Origin of the sequence: Zunongwangia sp. HGR-M22 (assembly GCF_027594425.1) — a bacterium.
In the GTDB taxonomy this organism is placed as follows: domain Bacteria; phylum Bacteroidota; class Bacteroidia; order Flavobacteriales; family Flavobacteriaceae; genus Zunongwangia.
The window spans coordinates 1110727-1130121 of sequence record NZ_CP115159.1; the positions used below are offsets into that span (position 1 = coordinate 1110727).

General features: G+C 34.8%; 20 protein-coding genes. 12 read left to right on the forward strand and 8 right to left on the reverse strand.

Translation table 11 applies throughout. From position 1 onward, the window contains the following. Window positions 1–53: 53 nt before the first annotated feature. The 4 genes from PBT91_RS04880 to PBT91_RS04895 form a co-directional block, all read right to left on the reverse strand. Window positions 54–1268, reverse strand: coding sequence for an ammonium transporter (locus PBT91_RS04880; protein WP_270060663.1), 1215 nt, complete (start codon window positions 1266–1268; stop codon window positions 54–56). Window positions 1269–1301: 33 nt separating this feature from the next. Then, window positions 1302–1640 (reverse strand): P-II family nitrogen regulator, encoded by a 339-nt coding sequence (locus PBT91_RS04885; protein ID WP_270060664.1) that lies wholly within the window; start codon window positions 1638–1640, stop codon window positions 1302–1304. Window positions 1641–1812: 172 nt separating this feature from the next. Next, on the reverse strand, window positions 1813–2187 hold the full coding sequence (crcB, locus tag PBT91_RS04890; protein ID WP_270060665.1) for a fluoride efflux transporter CrcB: 375 nt from the start codon (window positions 2185–2187) through the stop codon (window positions 1813–1815). Beyond that, a complete protein-coding gene (locus PBT91_RS04895; RefSeq protein ID WP_270060666.1) occupies window positions 2180–3226 on the reverse strand; it encodes a GyrI-like domain-containing protein in 1047 nt (348 codons plus the stop codon). Before PBT91_RS04895 ends, crcB begins: the two co-directional genes overlap by 8 nt. Window positions 3227–3507: 281 nt before the next feature. Between PBT91_RS04895 and PBT91_RS04905 the strand changes: the two genes are divergently transcribed. Beyond that, complete coding sequence (locus tag PBT91_RS04905; protein ID WP_270060668.1) at window positions 3508–3894, forward strand: nucleoside triphosphate pyrophosphohydrolase family protein; 387 nt, start codon at window positions 3508–3510, stop codon at window positions 3892–3894. Window position 3895: 1 nt separating this feature from the next. Here PBT91_RS04905 and PBT91_RS04910 read toward each other — a convergent pair whose 3' ends face one another. Next, window positions 3896–5602: a hypothetical protein gene (locus PBT91_RS04910; protein ID WP_270060669.1), complete on the reverse strand. Its 1707-nt coding sequence runs from the start codon at window positions 5600–5602 to the stop codon at window positions 3896–3898. A 305-nt stretch (window positions 5603–5907) separates the two neighbouring features. Continuing rightward, window positions 5908–6975: a branched-chain amino acid aminotransferase gene (locus PBT91_RS04915; RefSeq protein WP_270060670.1), complete on the reverse strand. Its 1068-nt coding sequence runs from the start codon at window positions 6973–6975 to the stop codon at window positions 5908–5910. A gap of 105 nt (window positions 6976–7080) precedes the next feature. Here PBT91_RS04915 and PBT91_RS04920 point away from each other — a divergent pair, with 105 nt between their 5' ends. From PBT91_RS04920 to PBT91_RS04930, 3 genes are all read left to right on the forward strand, one after another. After that, the gene (locus PBT91_RS04920; RefSeq protein WP_270060671.1) at window positions 7081–7608 is read left to right on the forward strand and encodes a DUF4920 domain-containing protein; all 528 of its coding nucleotides are present in this window, start codon (window positions 7081–7083) and stop codon (window positions 7606–7608) included. Window positions 7609–7612: 4 nt separating this feature from the next. Continuing rightward, the gene (gene mnmD, locus PBT91_RS04925; RefSeq protein WP_270060672.1) at window positions 7613–8284 is read left to right on the forward strand and encodes a tRNA (5-methylaminomethyl-2-thiouridine)(34)-methyltransferase MnmD; all 672 of its coding nucleotides are present in this window, start codon (window positions 7613–7615) and stop codon (window positions 8282–8284) included. 72 nt (window positions 8285–8356) lie between these two features. Beyond that, complete coding sequence (locus PBT91_RS04930; RefSeq protein ID WP_270060673.1) at window positions 8357–9259, forward strand: TIGR01777 family oxidoreductase; 903 nt, start codon at window positions 8357–8359, stop codon at window positions 9257–9259. Window positions 9260–9334: 75 nt separating this feature from the next. On the opposite strand, the gene PBT91_RS04935 is transcribed toward PBT91_RS04930, so the two are convergent. Further along, window positions 9335–10009 (reverse strand): YceI family protein, encoded by a 675-nt coding sequence (locus tag PBT91_RS04935; RefSeq protein ID WP_270060674.1) that lies wholly within the window; start codon window positions 10007–10009, stop codon window positions 9335–9337. Window positions 10010–10177: 168 nt separating this feature from the next. Here PBT91_RS04935 and PBT91_RS04940 point away from each other — a divergent pair, with 168 nt between their 5' ends. The 8 genes from PBT91_RS04940 (at window position 10178) to PBT91_RS04975 (ending at window position 17998) form a co-directional block, all read left to right on the forward strand. Next, window positions 10178–10765 carry a nucleotide exchange factor GrpE gene (locus tag PBT91_RS04940; protein WP_270060675.1) on the forward strand — a complete coding sequence of 196 codons (588 nt, stop codon included), beginning with the start codon at window positions 10178–10180 and terminating at the stop codon, window positions 10763–10765. A gap of 34 nt (window positions 10766–10799) precedes the next feature. Next, complete coding sequence (dnaJ, locus tag PBT91_RS04945; RefSeq protein ID WP_270060676.1) at window positions 10800–11927, forward strand: molecular chaperone DnaJ; 1128 nt, start codon at window positions 10800–10802, stop codon at window positions 11925–11927. Between the two features lie 209 nt (window positions 11928–12136). Further along, the gene (locus PBT91_RS04950; RefSeq protein ID WP_270060677.1) at window positions 12137–12676 is read left to right on the forward strand and encodes a fasciclin domain-containing protein; all 540 of its coding nucleotides are present in this window, start codon (window positions 12137–12139) and stop codon (window positions 12674–12676) included. Between the two features lie 136 nt (window positions 12677–12812). Then, window positions 12813–13742: an ABC transporter ATP-binding protein gene (locus tag PBT91_RS04955; RefSeq protein WP_270060678.1), complete on the forward strand. Its 930-nt coding sequence runs from the start codon at window positions 12813–12815 to the stop codon at window positions 13740–13742. Then, the gene (locus PBT91_RS04960) at window positions 13735–15030 is read left to right on the forward strand and encodes an ABC transporter permease (RefSeq protein ID WP_270060679.1); all 1296 of its coding nucleotides are present in this window, start codon (window positions 13735–13737) and stop codon (window positions 15028–15030) included. Before PBT91_RS04955 ends, PBT91_RS04960 begins: the two co-directional genes overlap by 8 nt. Window position 15031: 1 nt before the next feature. Beyond that, window positions 15032–15925, forward strand: coding sequence for a mechanosensitive ion channel family protein (locus PBT91_RS04965; RefSeq protein WP_270060680.1), 894 nt, complete (start codon window positions 15032–15034; stop codon window positions 15923–15925). 1 nt (window position 15926) lies between these two features. Next, window positions 15927–16832, forward strand: coding sequence for a DUF6268 family outer membrane beta-barrel protein (locus tag PBT91_RS04970; RefSeq protein WP_270060681.1), 906 nt, complete (start codon window positions 15927–15929; stop codon window positions 16830–16832). Next, on the forward strand, window positions 16832–17998 hold the full coding sequence (locus PBT91_RS04975; protein WP_270060682.1) for a sigma-54-dependent transcriptional regulator: 1167 nt from the start codon (window positions 16832–16834) through the stop codon (window positions 17996–17998). Before PBT91_RS04970 ends, PBT91_RS04975 begins: the two co-directional genes overlap by 1 nt. A 146-nt stretch (window positions 17999–18144) precedes the next feature. Here the strand turns inward: PBT91_RS04975 and PBT91_RS04980 are convergent, their stop codons facing one another. Beyond that, a complete protein-coding gene (locus PBT91_RS04980; protein ID WP_270060683.1) occupies window positions 18145–19374 on the reverse strand; it encodes a hypothetical protein in 1230 nt (409 codons plus the stop codon). Window positions 19375–19395 lie beyond the last annotated feature (21 nt).

The following is a 19395-nucleotide window of genomic DNA, read 5'->3' on the forward strand; positions in this document are numbered from 1 at the left end:
GTAAAAGTAAACGTGTGTTTGTTATGTTATAAAAGTGGAATTAAATAGATACTTTATTTATCTCTTCCAAATTCTGGGTAAGAATCTATACCGTGTTCGTGGATGTCTAATCCATCAAGCTCTTCTTTTTCAGTAACTCTTAGTCCCATAACAGCTTTAAGAATAGAAAGTAAGATAAAGGTTGTTATCATTGCCCAGGCACCGATAGATACTACACCAATGGCCTGTACACCAAGTTGTGCAAATCCTCCACCGTAAAGCAGTCCGCCATCAGTAGCAAAAACCCCTACCAATAATGTACCAACAGCACCAACAACCCCATGTACAGAGATTGCTCCCACAGGATCATCTATTTTAAGTACTTTATCAATAAATTCGATAGAGAATACTACAACAATACCAGAGATAATTCCTATAATAAATGCACCCATAGGGTCTACAGCTGCACATCCTGCGGTGATGCCTACAAGACCGGCTAAAGCACCGTTTAGAGTCATAGAAATGTCGGCTTTGCCATATCTAATCCAAGTTAAAAATAAAGCAACTACAGCTCCGGCTGCAGCTGCAAGATTTGTGGTGATTACGATACCAGCCACATTATATGCACTATCTCCAGAAATCGCAAGTTCAGAACCTGGATTGAATCCAAACCAACCTAACCATAAGATAAATACCCCAAGTGCACCATATAGCATATTGTGACCTGGTAGCGCATTTGATTTTCCATCGGTATATTTACCAATACGTGGCCCTACTAAAGCAGCAGCTACCAAAGCAGCCCAGCCACCTACAGAATGTACAACGGTAGAACCTGCAAAGTCTATAAATCCAAGACCAGTTAGCCAACCATCCCCTTGCCATACCCAATGTCCTGAAATAGGATAGATAATAGTTGTTAGTAATAAGGAGAAAATTAAGTACGTAGAGAATTTTGTTCTTTCTGCAATAGCACCAGAAACGATTGTTGCGGCTGTTGCGCAAAAAACAGTCTGGAAGAATAAATTGTGCATATCGTCACGCACGTTATAGAACAAACTAGGTGTTCCTATAAAGCTGCCAATTGAATCTCCATACATAATGGTGTATCCAATAGCCCAAAAGGCTAAAGATCCTACAGAAAGATCCATAAGGTTTTTCATGATGATGTTAGAGGTGTTCTTTGCTCGCGTGAATCCAGCTTCTACTAGGGTAAAACCTGCCTGCATAAAGAAAACAAGTATTCCACAAATTACAATCCACATTAAATCTAATACAGCATCTGTTTCCATAATAATTTCGTTATTTCTTTGTTAGTTTGTTAATTATTTAAGGGAGTCGGTTCCTTTTTCTTTCGTACGTATACGGTAAGCTTCGTCGATTGTAGATACGAAAATTTTACCATCGCCAACAGAACCGGTATAAGCAGATTCTAAAATGGCATTTACAGTTTTGTCCAGGAATTCATCCGAAACGATAATGGACAATTTTCTTCTTTGTATATCAGCGGTGCTGTAAGAAACCCCTCGATATACATGTCCTTGTTTTTCGTTTCCGACCCCTGTTACATCCCAGTACGTAAAAAAGACAACCTCAGAGCTGTGCAAGGCTTTTTTTACTTCGTCAAATTTTGACTTTCTGATAATAGCTTCAATTTTCTTCATAAGAATTTCAGGTTTAGTGATTTAAAAGTATTAAAAATTCTTAAATAAAGTTAAATAAATAGGGGGTAAGCTTAAATTAATGTGAATATGAGAATATAACCCCATTCATTTTATGGGGTAAGTAATTAAAAAGTCAAATTTGAAGTTTTCAGTAGAAAGTTAATAATGGCTATTAGCTAATTTTTGAAAGAAATAGGCCAAAAAATGTTGAAGAAATTCCAATAATTAGTGTTGCAAGCACATAAATCGCAAAATTATAATAGTCGCCGGATCTTAAAAGTGCTTGATTTTCAAAAGAAAAGGTAGAGAAAGTGGTAAATCCACCACAAAAGCCAGTGGCCAGAATTAAGTTTGTAGTGCTGTTAAGTGTATTGTTTTTTATAGCAATGCCCAGAAATAATCCAATTAAAAAACTACCTAGAATATTTACGGCAAATGTTCCCCAGGGCAAGACAGTTCCGTTACTGTTCAGTGCTTTGCTAATTAGGTAACGGCAAACACTACCTAAGCCACCTCCTAAAAATACCAGCAACGCACTTTTAATCATTTTTTATTTCCTTTATAGGGATGTAGATATTAGTAATCCAGTCGGCGGGATTAACAGTTTCTATGGGATTGGTGATATATACTTCAAAGGCTTTAGCATCTTGAGCGATTTCTAATCCGTTTTCGTCAATATATTCATATGCTTTTTTCCAGGCTTCTTCGATATTATCATATTTACCTTTAAGCACCGTTTTCAATACTTTTTGATTAGGCATACCTCCATTTAGAACATCAGCATCTATTGGTGTACGAACTTCATTCGGAGTAAAATATCCTGCCGAAAATATAGCAGAATTGTTAGATTGGTTCCATTCATTATAAATTACAACCGGGTTCCCTAATTTCTCGAAACCCTGAGTTTCCATAAAATTTGAAACTTCAGTAATCATTGGTCGCATTTTACTGTTTACCTGGCTTATTTTGCTTGCAGTAGTCATATACATGTAATAACCACCACCATGATTAACGACACCATCCACGGTAATGCTATATTCGTTCATTTTGTTATCGATGACTTTTTGCATTGCCGCTAATCCTTTGCCTATTTCTGGTTGAATTCTTTCAGCTAAAGTTTGGTCTTCAAACAACGACCAAAATTTCTCTTTAAAACTTTGCGAACCTTTAATAGTCCATGTCACCTGGGTTTTGTTATTTTCCAAAGGATCAAAGTTCCATGAAACCTTATTGTTAGCTTCTCCTAATAAATTAGAAATCTTAATTTTCTGAGTAATTTCTGAAAATGGTTTTGATTCAATGGTTTTTAAGCGCCCTTCACCAATAGGTCCCTTCTCCCAGGCGTAAGATGCCCCAACGCCTTTAATCGTATCCCCAAAACTAATATTTGCTTTTGAAGTTGTAGACCAGGGTGCCCAATATTGCCAATTCTCAAAATTGTTAACCTCGTTAAATATTAACTCTTGAGGAGCGTCAAATATTTGTGTTTCTTCAACTTGAAAATTTCCATCTTTAGTTGCTATATATATAGATGCTCCTATAAGAACAATTAGAAGTAGAAATAGTAGATATTTAAAAATCTTCATAGTTACGATATCACAATTACTGCTAATATAAGAAAATAGCCGATAGCCTACTCATTCAGATATACCTTAATTATAAAGAGTAAAGCTATAAATGCAATAAATCCTAATAAAATAAAAATACTGTTTTTATAGTATTTCCGGTGTAGTTTTAAATCCTTCCGATACATAAAGACCATTACTACTATAAAAGTAACCAGAAAAAGCCCTGCAAATATCCACTGTCCTGTACTAAACATTTTGTCTATTTTTATGCAAATTTAAATGAATAAGCTAAAAAAGACATGAAAAAAAGAATCGAAGATGTTACGCAATTTCATAATGCATTTGGTTTAGGTGTTAGTGAACATCCAAAAGCCAGTTTGGGCGAAGCAAAAAACAAACTTCGTTTTGAATTAATGAAGGAAGAAAATGAAGAATATCTAGAAGCTGCTGAAAATAATGATCTCGTTGAGGTAGCAGATGCGCTTGGTGATATGCTTTATATCTTATGCGGAACTATTTTAGAGCACGGAATGCAGCATAAAATTGAAGAAGTATTTGAAGAAATCCAGAAAAGCAACATGAGCAAATTGGGTAGCGATGGAAAACCAATATATCGTGAAGATGGGAAAGTTTTAAAAGGACCAAATTACTTTAAACCCAATATTAAGGCCATCTTGGATAAATAAGTTATCGAAATTCCAAAATATGCGGAGGCTCGTAGCGATAATTCTCTAATCTAAATTGATTATCGGTGTTTACATCAAAATCTAATACGTTACGACCTCTTCCTGGAATCTCTGGGAATATGGCGAAGGATAGGCGAATATTATCAAAAACAAAATAATCGTTACTTATTAAAACTCCTAATCCAAATTTGGTATAGAGATCATTTTTAAAAAAAGGAGCAGGTTCTTCACCGATAAAGCCAAGATCGAAATTAACAAACGGACTCATCCTAAAACCTAACCAATTAAATGGTACGTAAGATTGTGTTTGAAAGTTGAAAACAAATTTACGTGTTCCGTAGACTTCATGAGTATCAAAACCATAAATTCCGTCCCTGTCATTTATTGATATTCTATCATTAATAAAATCTTTCCGTTTGATGCCTACCACCATATTTGTTCTAATAAACTGCCTAAAAAACCAACTTCCGATCCTAAAAATAGGGGTGAAGTAGGTGTTCTCTAGTCTGAATAAGGATTGTCTCGCGGCCCCATCTCTAAAATAACTTCCGTAGCCAATATTGGTCGCCAGATATCCGAAGTTTTTTATATAATCTGAAAAAGTTAAATCTATTCCCAGATAGAGAAAATTTTGAGTATTCGAATTTCGTTGTACTCCTGCATTCAGAATGTAACTGTAGCCAAGGGAAATATCTTCAATATCTCCATTTCTAAATATATAGCGATCACGCGCAAAATTTATATTTCTAACTCCTATAGATCCTAATAGAACGTTACTGTTTGTAAAATAAGAAACAGAATCGATTTGCTCCCCAGGCCTGTCCATATAGAATCTTTTCGTAAATCGCCCTGAAACAACTAAGTTAGTAGGTAATTTTTTTTCAGAATCTTTATTAGCGATAGGGATAGCGTAAGCACCCCATATATTAAAGTCTCTAAATTTTAAAGGTTCTCTTAAAAGTGTGTCCAGCTCTTCATGATAAATATCTTCCTTGTAAAGATTTTCGCCAATACTAATTTGCCCGGCCCATCGTGCGTAGGGAGAGTAGAACTCTCGATCTATACTAGCATAGTTTTTATATGATTTATCGACTTCCAGATCTCTTAGGGCTTCAGCATTAATATAGGTATCGAATAGATTTTGCGCTCGATAACCAATGGTATATCCAATGCCTATTTCATCATCATAGCCTTGTTTGTAGGCTAATGTAGTGCGATGTCCCAGACCAAAGCTGTTATATTCCCGAAGTCGTAATTCTCCTTTATGGCTTGAAATATCTCCGTCTACAGATAAACTCCAGCTATCTAAAACATACACGTATAGATCTACACTATTAGGATCTTCGTCCAAAAGAACAGGTCTAATTAACGCTCTTCTTATGTATTTTTGAGCTCTTAGTACACGCTCCGATTCCAATATTTGTAAAGAATCCAGTTTAGTATTTTTTTCAACAAGCAAAAGCCCTCTTACAGTAAAACTTTTGGTGCGTGCGTGCAATACGTTTCCTATTTTTTGAATCCCCTTTGTAGGATGTACGGTAGTATCTTTTTCGCTATAGCCAAAAGGGTCTAAAGAGTTAATTTTTATATCTCTTATTATTTTACCCTGATACTGCGTGAAATCCCGCTGTAATTGATTTTCTATTTTTTTTGCGGCTTTTTTAGAATTTGCGGGATCTACAGGATCGAACATCAAATCGTAAAGCATACGAGTAAATTTGCTGTTCTTAGTTCTTTCTTGCAGTCGTTTATAAAAGTTGAGATCTTTTGCTAATTGGGTAGAATCGCGAACGGGAAAACGACTTAAACTGTCGTTTTGGGCAGATACCGAAAAGCAGCAGAATAATATTAATATAAAAGCGTATCTCAACTCATATTCCTTTTTCCATATCGCGACAAACTTATGTAATTTTTTCTAATCGAAATATTTAGTCTATGTTAAAGCCTGGAATGATATTTAAAATAAAAATGCGCTGAATTTCAGCGCATTTAATAGAAAACTTAAAATCAGGTTTACTTAACAGCATGTCTCCATCCAAATTTATCTTCAGCCTGATTGTATTGTATTTTTAATAAGCGATCTTTAAAAGATTTCGCGTAAGAATCTTCTATGCTAGGTAACTCATATTTCTCACCTTTATAACCAAATCCTAAAATAGGAGTAACAACCGTTGCAGTTCCAGATCCAAAAATCTCTTTAAGCTCTCCAGATTTAGCAGCTTCTATAATTTCAGAAACCTTGATTCTTCTAATGTCAACTTCTATATTAGCATCTTTTGCAAGATCGATAATACTTTTACGGGTTATACCGTCTAGAATTCTATCGCTGGTAGGTGCAGTTACTAATTTATCTCCTATTCTAAAGAAAACATTCATTGTTCCTGCTTCTTCCAGGTATTCATGGGTATTTGCATCGGTCCAGATAATCTGCTGGTATCCTTCTTTATTCGCAATATCTGTAGGGAAAAATTGAGCTCCGTAATTACCTGCTGCTTTAGCGAAACCAACACCACCATCGGCAGCACGGCTGTAATCTTCAGAAATTTTAACTCGTACTTCTCCGCTATAATAAGCCTGAGCGGGAGAACATAGGATCATAAATTTGTATTCATTTGCGGGAGATGCAGAAACTCCAGCTTCGGTTGCGATTACAAAAGGACGTAAATACATCGAATTTCCAAATCCTTTTTGGATCCATTCTTTATCCAATTTTAATAATTCTTCCAGACCATTAAAAAAATGACCTTTAGGAAATTCAGGAATTGCAAGACGATTACTAGATTTATTAATTCGTTCAAAGTTTTGCTCTGGTCTAAAAAGCCAAATTTGATCATCATTGTCTTTATAGGCTTTCATACCTTCAAAAACAGCTTGGCCATAGTGAAAAACCTTTGCAGATGGATCCATGGATAAAGGTCCATAAGGGACTATTTCAGGAGTTTGCCAGGAACCATCTTTATAATCGCAAACCATCATGTGATCGGTAAATACTTTACCAAATGTAAGATTGCTAAAATCTGTTTCAGATAATTTAGAAGTAGATGTTTTTGTGATTTTTACTTTCGTTGCGATGTTTTCCATTGTGTTTTATTTAAGAACTTCAAATTTACCTAAATAAAAACAAATTTAAAATCTAAAGTTTTGGTAATTTTGATGCTATTAATTGCTTAATAATCCATTTTACCAATGAAAAAAATAATCTATTCAGCACTGATTTTCTGTTCGATATTAGCTTGCAAAAATTCAGAAGAAAATAAAGTTGAAGATACAAACAGCGTCGAAGTTTCAGAAAACGAAAAAACTAAAGATGTTGCATACGCAAGTTATGGAGAAGAAATTTCTGCGGAAGATGCTTTGGATGCAGAAGCTATTGCTGCCGATTACAAAAAGCTGAAACCCGGCGATACGATTGCTACAAGCTTTCGATCTACAGTAAACGCGGTTTGCAAAAAGAAGGGTTGTTGGATGAATTTAGAAATTCCCGGGGATGAAGTTGTGAGTGTAAAATTTAAAGATTATGGATTTTTTGTACCAAAAGATATAGAAGGCAAAGAAGCTGTAGTTGAAGGGGTAGCATTTATTCAGGAAGTCTCTGTTGAAGATCAAAAGCATTATGCAAAAGATGCGGGGAAAACTGAAGAAGAGATTGAAGCAATTAAAGAACCTAAGCACGAATTTGCTTTTATGGCAAACGGTGTTCTTTTAAAAAACTAATTTTTTGGAGCGAAAGATCATAAAAACCGGCGATGGTTCTTCTACAATCCATATCCCAGAATGGAATGAGCAATACCATTCTAAACACGGAGCTTTGCAGGAGGCAATGCACGTTTTTATTAAAATGGGCTTGGATTTTTGGGTTGCCGAAAATAAAAAATCTGAAATTTCTATTTTGGAGATAGGCTTTGGCACGGGTTTAAACGCGCTACTTACTAATTTATATAGCACTAATCTTAAAGTGCAGTATACGGGAGTTGAAGCATATCCGGTAAAACCTGAAGAATTGGCGGTTTTAGACTATGCATCAGTTTTACCAAATTTTGAAAAAGCTGAACGTATTTTCGATAAAATGCATCAAATAAACTGGGAAGAATTTAGTGAGATAGAATCAAATTTCAGTTTAAGAAAACAGGAAAAAACATTTCAGGAAATCAAAGATAAAGAATCTTATGATCTTATCTATTTTGATGCTTTTGGCGCTAGAGTGCAGCCAGAGTTATGGACCGATGTTATTTTTGAGAAAATGTTTTTGGCCTTAAAAACTAATGGTGTTTTGGTTACTTATGCTGCTAAAGGTAGTGTGCGTAGAGCTATGCAGGCCGTAGGATTTCAGGTAGAGCGTTTGCCTGGTCCTCCAGGAAAAAGGGAAATGTTAAGAGCCGTTAAAAATTGAGATCATTAGCTGTTAAACCTCGCTAAATCAATTTTAAAATTAATTGATAAGCACTACCTTCAAAAGAAAAAAATGCGAGTATTAATAACTGGGGCGACTGGTCTTATCGGGTCTAAAATTTCATCTTTATGTCATGAGAAAGGCATTGATGTAAATTATCTTACGACAAGCAAAGATAAAATTGAGCATAAAGATCATTATCGTGGATTTTTGTGGAATCCTGAAAAAGGTGAAATAGATAAGCGAGCGATTGAAAATGTAGATGCTATCATAAATTTGGTTGGCGCCAGTATAGCACAACGATGGACAGATGAAAACAAGCGTAAAATTTTAGATAGTCGGGTAGAAAGCACCAATCTTTTGTTCGACACGCTTTCTAAAAACGAGCATCAAATCAAGCAAATAGTATCTGCCAGCGCTATTGGAGTTTATCCAAGTTCTTTACAGAAACTTTATTTTGAGGACGAAGATGGAGTAGACGACTCTTTTGTAGGTAAAGTTGTGGTTAAATGGGAAAGCGCTGTGAACAACTTTAAAGATTTGGGCTTAAAAGTTTCTAAGATAAGAATTGGGCTTGTAATGGCGAAAAATGGCGGAATGCTAGAAAGGCTTAAAGAACCTGTGAATTTTAATATAGGCGCTCCTTTAGGTAATGGAAAACAATGGCAATCCTGGATTCATATAAGTGATCTAACAAATATTTTTATGTATGTTCTAGAAAACGGACTTACTGGAACATTTAATGGTGTAGCACCAAATCCAGTGACTAATAAAGAAATGACTAAAGAGGTGGCTAAACAATTAAATAAACCACTTTGGTTGCCTAGTGTACCCGGTTTTGTGCTAAAAACTTATTTTGGTGAAATGGCAACGCTTTTACTTTCCAGCCAATTAGTAAGTAGTAAGAAAATCGAAGAGCAGGGGTACCATTTTCAATACCTTCATTTACAACCCGCTTTACATGATTTACTCTAAATTCAAAAAATAGTAATAAAAAAAGGCTAGCAATTTAAATTACTAGCCTTTTTTTATAATCTTAACTTAGATAAATTAAGCTTTCTTATTTGCTTTAATATCTAGCTTTAAAGTGATGTCATCATAAATGAATTTATCACCTAAACCATCAAATACAGATTTAGAACCGTAATTTACATTCCAGTTTGTACGATCGATTTTAAACTCTTCGCTAGAGATCTCGTATCCGTTATCAGTTTTGTTAATAGATACTGGGAAAGAAATATTTTTAGTTTCATTTTTGATTGTAAGATTACCTTCTAACATCATTTTCCCTTCAGTTTCAGAAATTCCAGTTACTTCAAAAGAAGCATCAGGATATTCGTTCACGTTAAAGAAATCACCTTCTTTACCTTCAACAGTACCCATTAAGTGAGCTTCTAAGCTTTTCTTATCGTCACCTTCTAAATCCGTAACTTCGATAGAAGTCATATCGATAGTAAAGTTTCCGCTTTCGATAATGCTATCATTAGCCATAAAAGTACCTTCTGATACCTGGATAGTTCCAGTGTGTTGTCCAGTTGGTTTTTCTCCAATCCAGCTAATTGTAGATGCAGTAGTATCTACTGTATATTCCATAGATTCAGCAGTTGCTTCTGCCGCTTCTTTAGCATCTTCAGCAGATGTTTCTTGGCCGTTGTTATTTTTACAACTTCCTAGACCTACGATAAGGCTTAACGCCATAAATCCTTTTACAATGTTTTTCTTCATCTTTTTAGAAATTTAGTTTTTTGCAATTTGGTTGAGCGGCAAAAGTACAATGAAATAAAAATAATAGTACTAAAATAATATTAAAAAATATCTGTGACATTTTGACACAATCCTAGGAATGGCAATAAATTTGTCTATACTATTGCATCAAAAAATTGATATAAGACAATGACAAAGAAAGCTAACGATAAAGATCAAAATTCTGTAAAAGATCAGGTAGAGGAAAATATCGATAAAGCAATCGAAGAAGTAGAGAACGAGAAAGTCGAAAAGGCTGAAGATAACGATAATGCTGAAGAAGAAATTTCTGAAACCGATAAATTAAAGGAAGAAGTACAAAAAGAAAAGGACAAGTTTTTACGCCTTTTTGCTGAATTTGAAAATTTCAAAAAGCGTACTTCTAAAGAAAGATTAGAGCTTTTTAAAACCGCCAATCAAGAAGTAATGATTGCCATGTTGCCAGTTTTAGATGATTTTGATAGAGCTTTAATTGAAATTAAAAAGACAGAAGACAAAAACCTTTTGAAAGGCGTAGAGCTTATTCATACTAAATTTAGTGAAACGCTTAAAAATAAAGGTTTAGAACCTGTAGAAGTCAATAAAGGAGATGTTTTTGATGCTGATATTCACGAGGCGATAACTCAAATTCCGGCTCCTAGTGACGATCTTAAAGGTAAAATCGTTGATGTTGTAGAGCAAGGATATAAATTAGGGGAGCGCATAATTCGTTATCCAAAAGTTGTTACCGGTAAGTAAACCGAAACAGCTTGAAAAATAACAAATTTTAGACATGAAAGAAGATTATTACGACATATTAGGTTTAAGTAAAGGGGCATCTGCAGCTGAAATAAAGAAAGCTTATCGAAAGATGGCGATCAAATATCACCCTGATAAAAATCCAGGTGATACAGAAGCTGAGAATAAATTTAAAAAGGCAGCTGAAGCTTACGAAGTTCTAGGAAACGAAGAAAAACGCGCAAAATACGATCGATTTGGTCATCAGGCTTTCGACGGCGGCTTCGGCGGAGGCGGCGGAGGTGGTATGAATATGGACGACATATTCAGCCAATTTGGTGATATCTTCGGTGGCGGCGGCTTTGGCGGCGGCGGATTCTCTGGTTTTGGTGGTTTTGGCGGCGGTGGTCAACGTCGTGCCAAAGGTAGCAATCTAAGAATTCGTGTTTCCCTAACCTTAGAAGAAATCGCTAATGGTGTCGAGAAAAAGATAAAAGTTAAGAGAAAAGTTCAGGCAGCTGGCACAACCTACAAAACCTGTTCAACTTGTAATGGTACAGGGCAGGTAACACGTGTAACCAATACTATCCTCGGAAGAATGCAAACTGCTTCACCTTGTACAACTTGTGGAGGTAGTGGACAAATGATTGATCAAAAGCCTGCTGATGCCGATGCACAAGGTCTAAAAGTACAGGAAGAAATGGTTTCTATCAAAATACCTGCTGGTGTTGAAGATGGGATGCAATTAAAAGTTTCTGGAAAAGGTAATGAAGCGCCAGGTAATGGTATTGCAGGAGATCTTTTAGTAGCTATAGAAGAAAAACCACATGATAGCCTTCAACGGGAAGGTGATAATTTGCATTACGATCTCTATGTAAGTATTTCTGAAGCTGCATTAGGTGCATCCAAAGAAATTCAAACCGTTAATGGTAAAGTACGAATTAAAGTAGAACCCGGAGTTCAGTCTGGAAAAATACTTAGGTTAAGAGGCAAAGGTGTAAGTAATTTGAATGGTTACGGAAAAGGGGATTTACTGGTTCATGTAAATGTTTGGACGCCAAAAACGCTAACAAAAGAACAAAAAGAATTTTTCGAGAAGATGGCTAATGACGAGAACTTTCAGCCAAATCCCGAAAAAAGTGATAAATCATTTTTTGAAAAAGTTAAAGATATGTTTTCTTAGAACCTTGATTTTAAGAAAAAATTTATATATTTGATTCTCACTAAGACTTTTAGTGATAATTTTTCTTTTTCATAGCAATTTTTTTCCCATCCTTAATTTTTTTGAGGGTGGGTTTTGTTTTTTAACAATCTCGTTAAACCTATTATAAACCTGCTTTAAAAATTCTTTTTTAATGGTTTTTGTTTTTTAATTTCCTGAAAAATAAAATCATGAAAAAGAAAACTTTACTTTTAACGATGTTGTTAGGATTTATAACAACTCTTACATTCGCTCAGGAAAAAGAATTCTTCTCTTCTGTAGATGATACTGAAAATTATTCAGCTTTAGAACTGGCACAAAATGACGATCAATTTTCTATATTTTTAAGTTTCTTAGAAGCATCTGGTTTAGATACTTCCATGGAGTATGCTGATGGGTTTACAATATTTATGCCCACCAATGATGCTTTTGGCGAGATGAAAGTGAATAAATTGTCAGAACTTACAAGTGCCGATAATAAAGCGAAATTGATCGAATTTGTAAAGCATTATATTGTGCCAGAAAAGGTGTATAAGAATCAATTTAACGATTCCCAGGTAATTAGTGTGTCAGACGATCAAGCCATTAAAATTAATACAGAGATGAATGGAAATAGTGTATCAATCGGGGGTGCTAACATTATAGGCAGTGACATCGAAACCAACAATGGAATAATACATGTGATCGATCAGTTGCTAACTGCAACAGATTATTTCTCAAGTTCTTACTAAAATTCTAAAAATTTAGATAAAAAAACCTGCTCCTTCACAGAGCAGGTTTTTTTATTTAATGCTGAAATTAAATATTCCATGCATTTTTTAAGTGTCTATGAGGATTTGAATATCTTTACACCTTCAAAATAAATTTATGGAAAATCTCTTGGTTGCAGAGAATGTCTACAAACAGTTTGGAGGTTATACTGCACTTAATAATGTTTCGATTACTATACCAAAAGGCAGCATTTTTGGTTTGCTAGGGCCAAATGGAGCGGGTAAGACAACTTTTATTAGAATCATTAACCAAATAACGATGCCAGATAAAGGTAGCGTATATTTAGATGGAAAACCTTTGCATCAAGATGATATTCGGCATATCGGTTATTTGCCGGAAGAGCGGGGCCTTTATAAATCTATGAAGGTTGGAGAGCAAGCCATGTATTTAGCGAGACTAAAAGGACTTTCTAAAGCTGAAGCAAAAGAGCGTTTAAAATACTGGTTCGAAAAATTGGAGATTACCGAATGGTGGGACAAAAAAATTCAGGAATTATCTAAAGGAATGGCACAAAAAGTTCAGTTTGTGATAACCGTTTTACATGATCCCAAATTATTGATTTTTGATGAACCTTTTAGTGGATTTGATCCTGTAAACGCTAATATTATAAAGCGTGAAATCTTGGAGCTGAAAGAAAAGGGAGCAACAATTTTATTTTCTACCCATCGTATGGAAAGTGTAGAAGAGCTTTGCGATTATATGGCTTTGATTAATAAATCCAATAAATTGCTAGACGGTAAAGTTTCAGAAATTAAAAAAGAATATAAAAATAATACTTTCGAGGTTGGGTTGGAAACCAATAATGAAGAAGCACTATTGCAAGAATTACAGGATAAGTTTAAAATTGGGAAAGCGAATTTTAAAAGTATAAACGACGATTTAAAAATTAGTATTCAACTTAATCCCATGGATAATCCTAATGATTTAATTCAATATTTGTTAACTAAAGCTAGAATAAATCATTTTGTAGAAGTTATACCTTCTGTAAACGATATCTTTATCAAAACAGTGACCCATAATGCGTAGTTTAAAACTTATCATACAAAGAGAGTATTTAGCAAGAGTTCGCAATAGAACTTTTATTGTAATGACATTCTTGAGTCCTGTAATTTTAGTGGGAATGTTTGCATTGATTGCCTATTTGAGTATGTTGAATAGCAGCGAACAGCGTATCATAGGATTGCATGATGAAACAGGTTTGTTTCTGAAGGAATTTCAGGATGATGAAAACTTGCAATACCTGAATTTTTCAGATAAAGAATTAACAGAGGCTAAAAAAATTGTTCGTGAAAATGAATATTATGGTCTTATCCATATTCCTAACGCCGATAATCATAATGAGCTTACCGGTAAGGTTGAATTTTTTGGTGAAGAATCGCCAGGTTTAGGAACCGTACAGCATATCGAGAAAATAATTGCAGATAAATTGCAACGAAATGAACTTATTTCTAGAGGTATAGATGTAAGTCAGATCGATTCAGCAAAAACAAAAGTGAACGTAGAAATACAAAATTTCTCGGGAGAGCGTACTTCGAAAATGGTGAATTACCTCAGGATGTTTTTTGGTGGTGCAGCTGGTTATTTACTAATGATGTTTATTATTATTTATGGGAATATGGTAATGCGTTCGGTGATTGAAGAGAAAACCAACCGTATTATAGAAATTATAGTTTCTTCTGTAAAACCAATTCAGCTAATGCTAGGAAAGGTATTGGGAACATCTCTAGCAGGAATTACACAGTTTACAATTTGGGTGATTTTAGGAGGAATCTTGTATACTATTGCTGGTTTATACTTCGGGATTGATCTAATGAATGCGCAACCTTCGCAAGCAAACCTTAATGAAATAAATATTCCGGAAATAAACCAAATTGTAGCAGATGTACTCAATCTGCCAATCTTGAGTTTAATCATTTATTTTCTTATCTACTTTTTGGGAGGATACTTCTTGTATAGTGCTATTTATGCATCGATAGGAGCTGCGGTAGATAGTGAAACCGATACGCAGCAGTTTATGTTTCCGGTAATTATTCCGCTAATGCTGGGGATCTATGTTGGTTTTTTCGCGGTTATTGAAAATCCGCATGGAACGGTAAGTACCATTTTTTCTATGATTCCGCTTACTTCTCCTATTGTTATGTTAATGCGTATCCCATTTGGCGTGCCATGGTGGGAAATTTCACTTTCTATTCTTATATTGCTTATAACCAATGCCGGAGTGGTATGGCTTGCAGCTAAAATTTATCGCGTTGGTATATTAATGTATGGTAAAAAAGCCAGTTATAAAGAAATTTACAAGTGGTTGAAATATTAAAATGCAAAACAACGATACAGCAAATCAAATTTCTGAAGTATTAGAGCAGGACATTTGGGGTAATATCAAAAACTTCTTAAATTTTCCTATACTTCAAAAACCATTTGAATTAACCGTAGGTACGGTGATTCTAGTAATTTTTGTTTTCGTATTAACCTCAGTGTTATTGCGTGTTATTCGTAATTTCATTGCTGGGAAACTTTTAGATGAGGATAAATTAAAGTTTATAAGTGTCTTTAAGTTTGTAAAATATGTGGTTTATCTCATCGTAATTTTAATCACCTTGAGCTCTACCGGTATTGATATTTCGATATTACTTACTGCTTCAGCTGCATTATTTGTTGGTGTTGGTCTTGCATTGCAAGAATTATTTCAGGATATAATTGGTGGTATTTTTATCATTTTAGATAAATCTTTATTGGTTGGTGATATTATCGAAGTCGATAATAAAGTGGCCAGAGTTTTCGAAATTAAATTAAGAACCACTCGTGCACTTACAAGGGACGATAAGGTAATGATTATCCCCAATCATAAATTTATTAGCGATACAGTCTATAATTATACCCAAAATCATAGAACAACAAGAGAGAATGTAAAGGTTGGTGTTGCCTATGGTAGCGATACTAAGAAAGTGCAACAACTTTTGTTAGACTGTGTTGCAAAACAAAAAGGTATCCTAAAAACTCCAAAACCGTTTGTTCTATTCGAAGATTTTGGAGATTCAGCTTTACTCTTCGGGCTTTACTTTTATTTAAGTGATAGTTTCACAGATCCTAAAGTTAAAAGTGAATTACGGTTTAAAATAGACGACAGTTTTAGGCAAAACGGCATTACAATCCCGTTCCCGCAAAGAGATGTCCACATGTTCTATCCAAATAATACCGAAAAAGAATGATATGAAAAAACCTTTAAAGAAGCTTTTATTTTTAGCATTGATTGTGTTTGGTTCAATTTCAGCAAAGGCTCAGTTATCTGATTTGGCTAGAGTAGAATATACTTATTTTCCACAATCAAGCTCAGATAATTCTTTTAGAAGGTTTAGAACATTCGCCAATTTCCCCATAGAATTAGGTAAAGAAGGAACATATTTAGTACCCGGCTTAGAATATAGAAATGTAAATTTTAAGTTTGAAGATAATACCGATTTTGGAACCTATCATCTAAATAGATTTCAATCTTTTACCGCAACGCTCGGCTATGTTTTTAATTGGAATGAAAACTGGAAAGTAGCCATACAAACCGGAGCGAAGGCAGCTTCAAATTTTTCTACAAACAAACTGCTCAATGATGATTTAATTTATAAAGGAGCCATTTATCTGATTAAAATTAAAAAAGGGGAAAATATCGAAAAGCCTACTCGATTAATTTTAGGCTTAAATTATTCTACAACAGCAGGATTTCCATTTCCGTTACCAGTAGTCAATTATTACAAAGAATTTCGACCCCAATGGTCGTACATGCTTGGAATTCCTAAAACTAATATAAAATATAACCTAAATGACCAAAATGTCTTGCAGGCTTTTGTAACTTTAGATGGCTTTTATGCAAACGTTCAGGATAATTTTGATGCTACTCCTTTTGATCAAGGGGATAATCATGCCAATAGTATGTCGATGACAATTGTTTTGGCAGGTTTAGGATACGAATATAGTATCACAGAGCATCTAGCCTTTTATATTTATGCAGGCCATACACTTATGAATGATATTCGCTTACGTGATGATGATAGAGAAGATGTTTATACAATTAATGATGTAAATACTTTTTATGCACGAAGCGGACTTAAATTTAGCTTATTTTAATGTCAAAAATTTTATTAATAGAAGATGAAGCAGCCATTAGACGGGTGCTAGTTAAAATTCTACACGAAGAAAATAAAGACTATAACGTTACTGAAGCCGAAGATGGTTTGATAGGAATGGAATTGATCAAAAAAGAAGACTTTGATCTTGTACTTTGTGATATTAAAATGCCTAAAATGGATGGCGTAGAGGTTTTAGAAGCAACAAATAAAATAAAGCCTGAAATTCCTTTTCTAATGATTTCTGGACATGGGGATTTAGATACTGCGGTACAAACCATGAGAATGGGCGCATTTGATTATATTTCTAAACCGCCAGATTTAAACAGACTCCTTAATGCTGTTCGTAATGCATTAGATAGAAAAGAATTGGTACAGGAAAATGCCCGACTTAAAAAGAAAGTGGGCAAGAACTTCCAAATGATTGGTGAATCTGAAGAGATTAACCGAATTAAAGATATTATTGAAAAAGTTGCGCCTACTGAAGCCCGAGTATTAATTACAGGATCAAACGGAACCGGAAAAGAACTTGTTGCACATTGGTTGCACCAAAAGAGTGATCGTTCTAAAGGTCCTATGATTGAAGTGAACTGTGCGGCGATACCTTCAGAATTAATAGAAAGTGAACTTTTTGGTCATGTGAAAGGAGCTTTTACTTCAGCAAATAAAGATCGCGCGGGAAAATTTGAAGCTGCTAACGGCGGTACCATTTTTTTGGATGAAATTGGAGATATGAGCCTTTCTGCACAGGCCAAAGTACTTCGTGCGTTGCAGGAAAATAAAATTTCCAGAGTTGGTAGTGATAAGGATATAAAAGTAAATGTACGTGTGGTGGCGGCTACCAATAAAGATCTTAAGAAAGAGATTGAAGAAAAAAAATTCAGGGAAGATTTATATCACAGGTTAGCGGTAATACTTATCGAAGTTCCATCTCTTAATGATCGAAGAGAAGACATTCCGCTGCTAATAGATTACTTTTCTGAAAAGATTGCTACGGAACAAGGAACCAATAAAAAGACTTTTACTACAGAGGCACTTAATCAATTGAAACAATACGATTGGACGGGTAACATTAGGGAGCTAAGAAACGTTGTAGAACGTTTATTAATTCTTGGTGGTAAAGAGATTACAGAAGAAGATGTAAGTCTCTTCGCGAGTAAAGTATGATCTATAAAAAATAAAAAAGCTGAATCTTAAGATTCGGCTTTTTTATTCTAGGAGGATAAATACCCCGAGACTTGTCTCGTTAGTAAATTTTTAAAGTTTGAAAACGCGTTCAGCTAAAATGCTCCGTGGGCTTGCCCCGGAGAAATTTACTGAGCGTATTTATTAATTACTATCCACCTATTGCCTGCACTCAAAATGGTTAGCACAGTTCCACCTTCTATGTTTGAAACTGTACTATTAGTGGTAACGTCAAATAAGTCATCTCCGTTAACAAAATCCAATGGCTTATCGGAAGTAGTAGACCAGCAGGCCAAAATAATTGTTCTGCCTTTATTTTCTGAAGCATCGGGAATTCTGATGCTACTTAAACTATTATTGATCCTTAAAGCACCTAGATCTTCTTGTATAATAAAAGTTCCGGTAGTGCTGGTTGAAGAGACGTACGGGTAGAAAGTTGGTGGTCGCCATCTTAATTTTCCATCTTCAGCAAGTGCTAAGATCATATTTTCTAATCCTCTTTCCGCAGGAAAAATATATTCTACAGAAGGTGTTGCACCAATCCCTAATCGCCCCGCAAAATAGCCTGCAAACACATTAGCGTTCCGATCGCCTTCAGCCATTGCATAAACTCCGTAAATATTACCCTGTGCGGTTGAACTTCCAATTATTGAATACATGCCATAGTTATTGCTTTTCGCTCCATATGTACGCCCAACGCGATTAAAGAATCCATAGATGTCGTTTGTTCCTGTATTCTGAAAAGTTTCATTGAAAATACCGTAATGAACTCCAGATCCTGTTCCGTTTACGTTATTTTTAATTCCGTATTTTGTTCCGTTAGTAGCACTTCGGTTGGTATTTTCTATCCCATAAGTGGTCTTTACATTTTCTTCAGAATTTTGATTGTCTATTTCTATTCCTTTTTTTATAGAATCATCTTCGTTTTCGCGCACTTCAATCTGTATTTTAGACTCAACTTCATCGGTGCCAATACCAACATTTCCGGTTCTATAGAGAGGATCTTCAATATTATTTGGGGGTTCCGAGGTGTCAATTCCGTAAAAATTTGCTTCAGAAAATTTACCTTTTATAGGTGCCCATGTGATCTCTTCAGCATTCCAAAAGTAAAAGCCTTTAGCGTAATTTTGAATATCGGTATTAAGATAAATGAGCATTCCATCTTGTGCATCGGCGGGATTATTAGAGGGAAATTTAGATATACGCGGAATCAATATTCCGTCTGTAACAGAAGGATTTTTCGCATCTGAACTTTTAATATCTAAAGAAGCTTTAGGATCATCTGTATTTATACCTACCTGAGCATTAGTGGAAATAATAAGAGCGAACAACGAAAAAATAAAGAATTGACTTTTCATAAGTAGTTAATTTTAAATTAC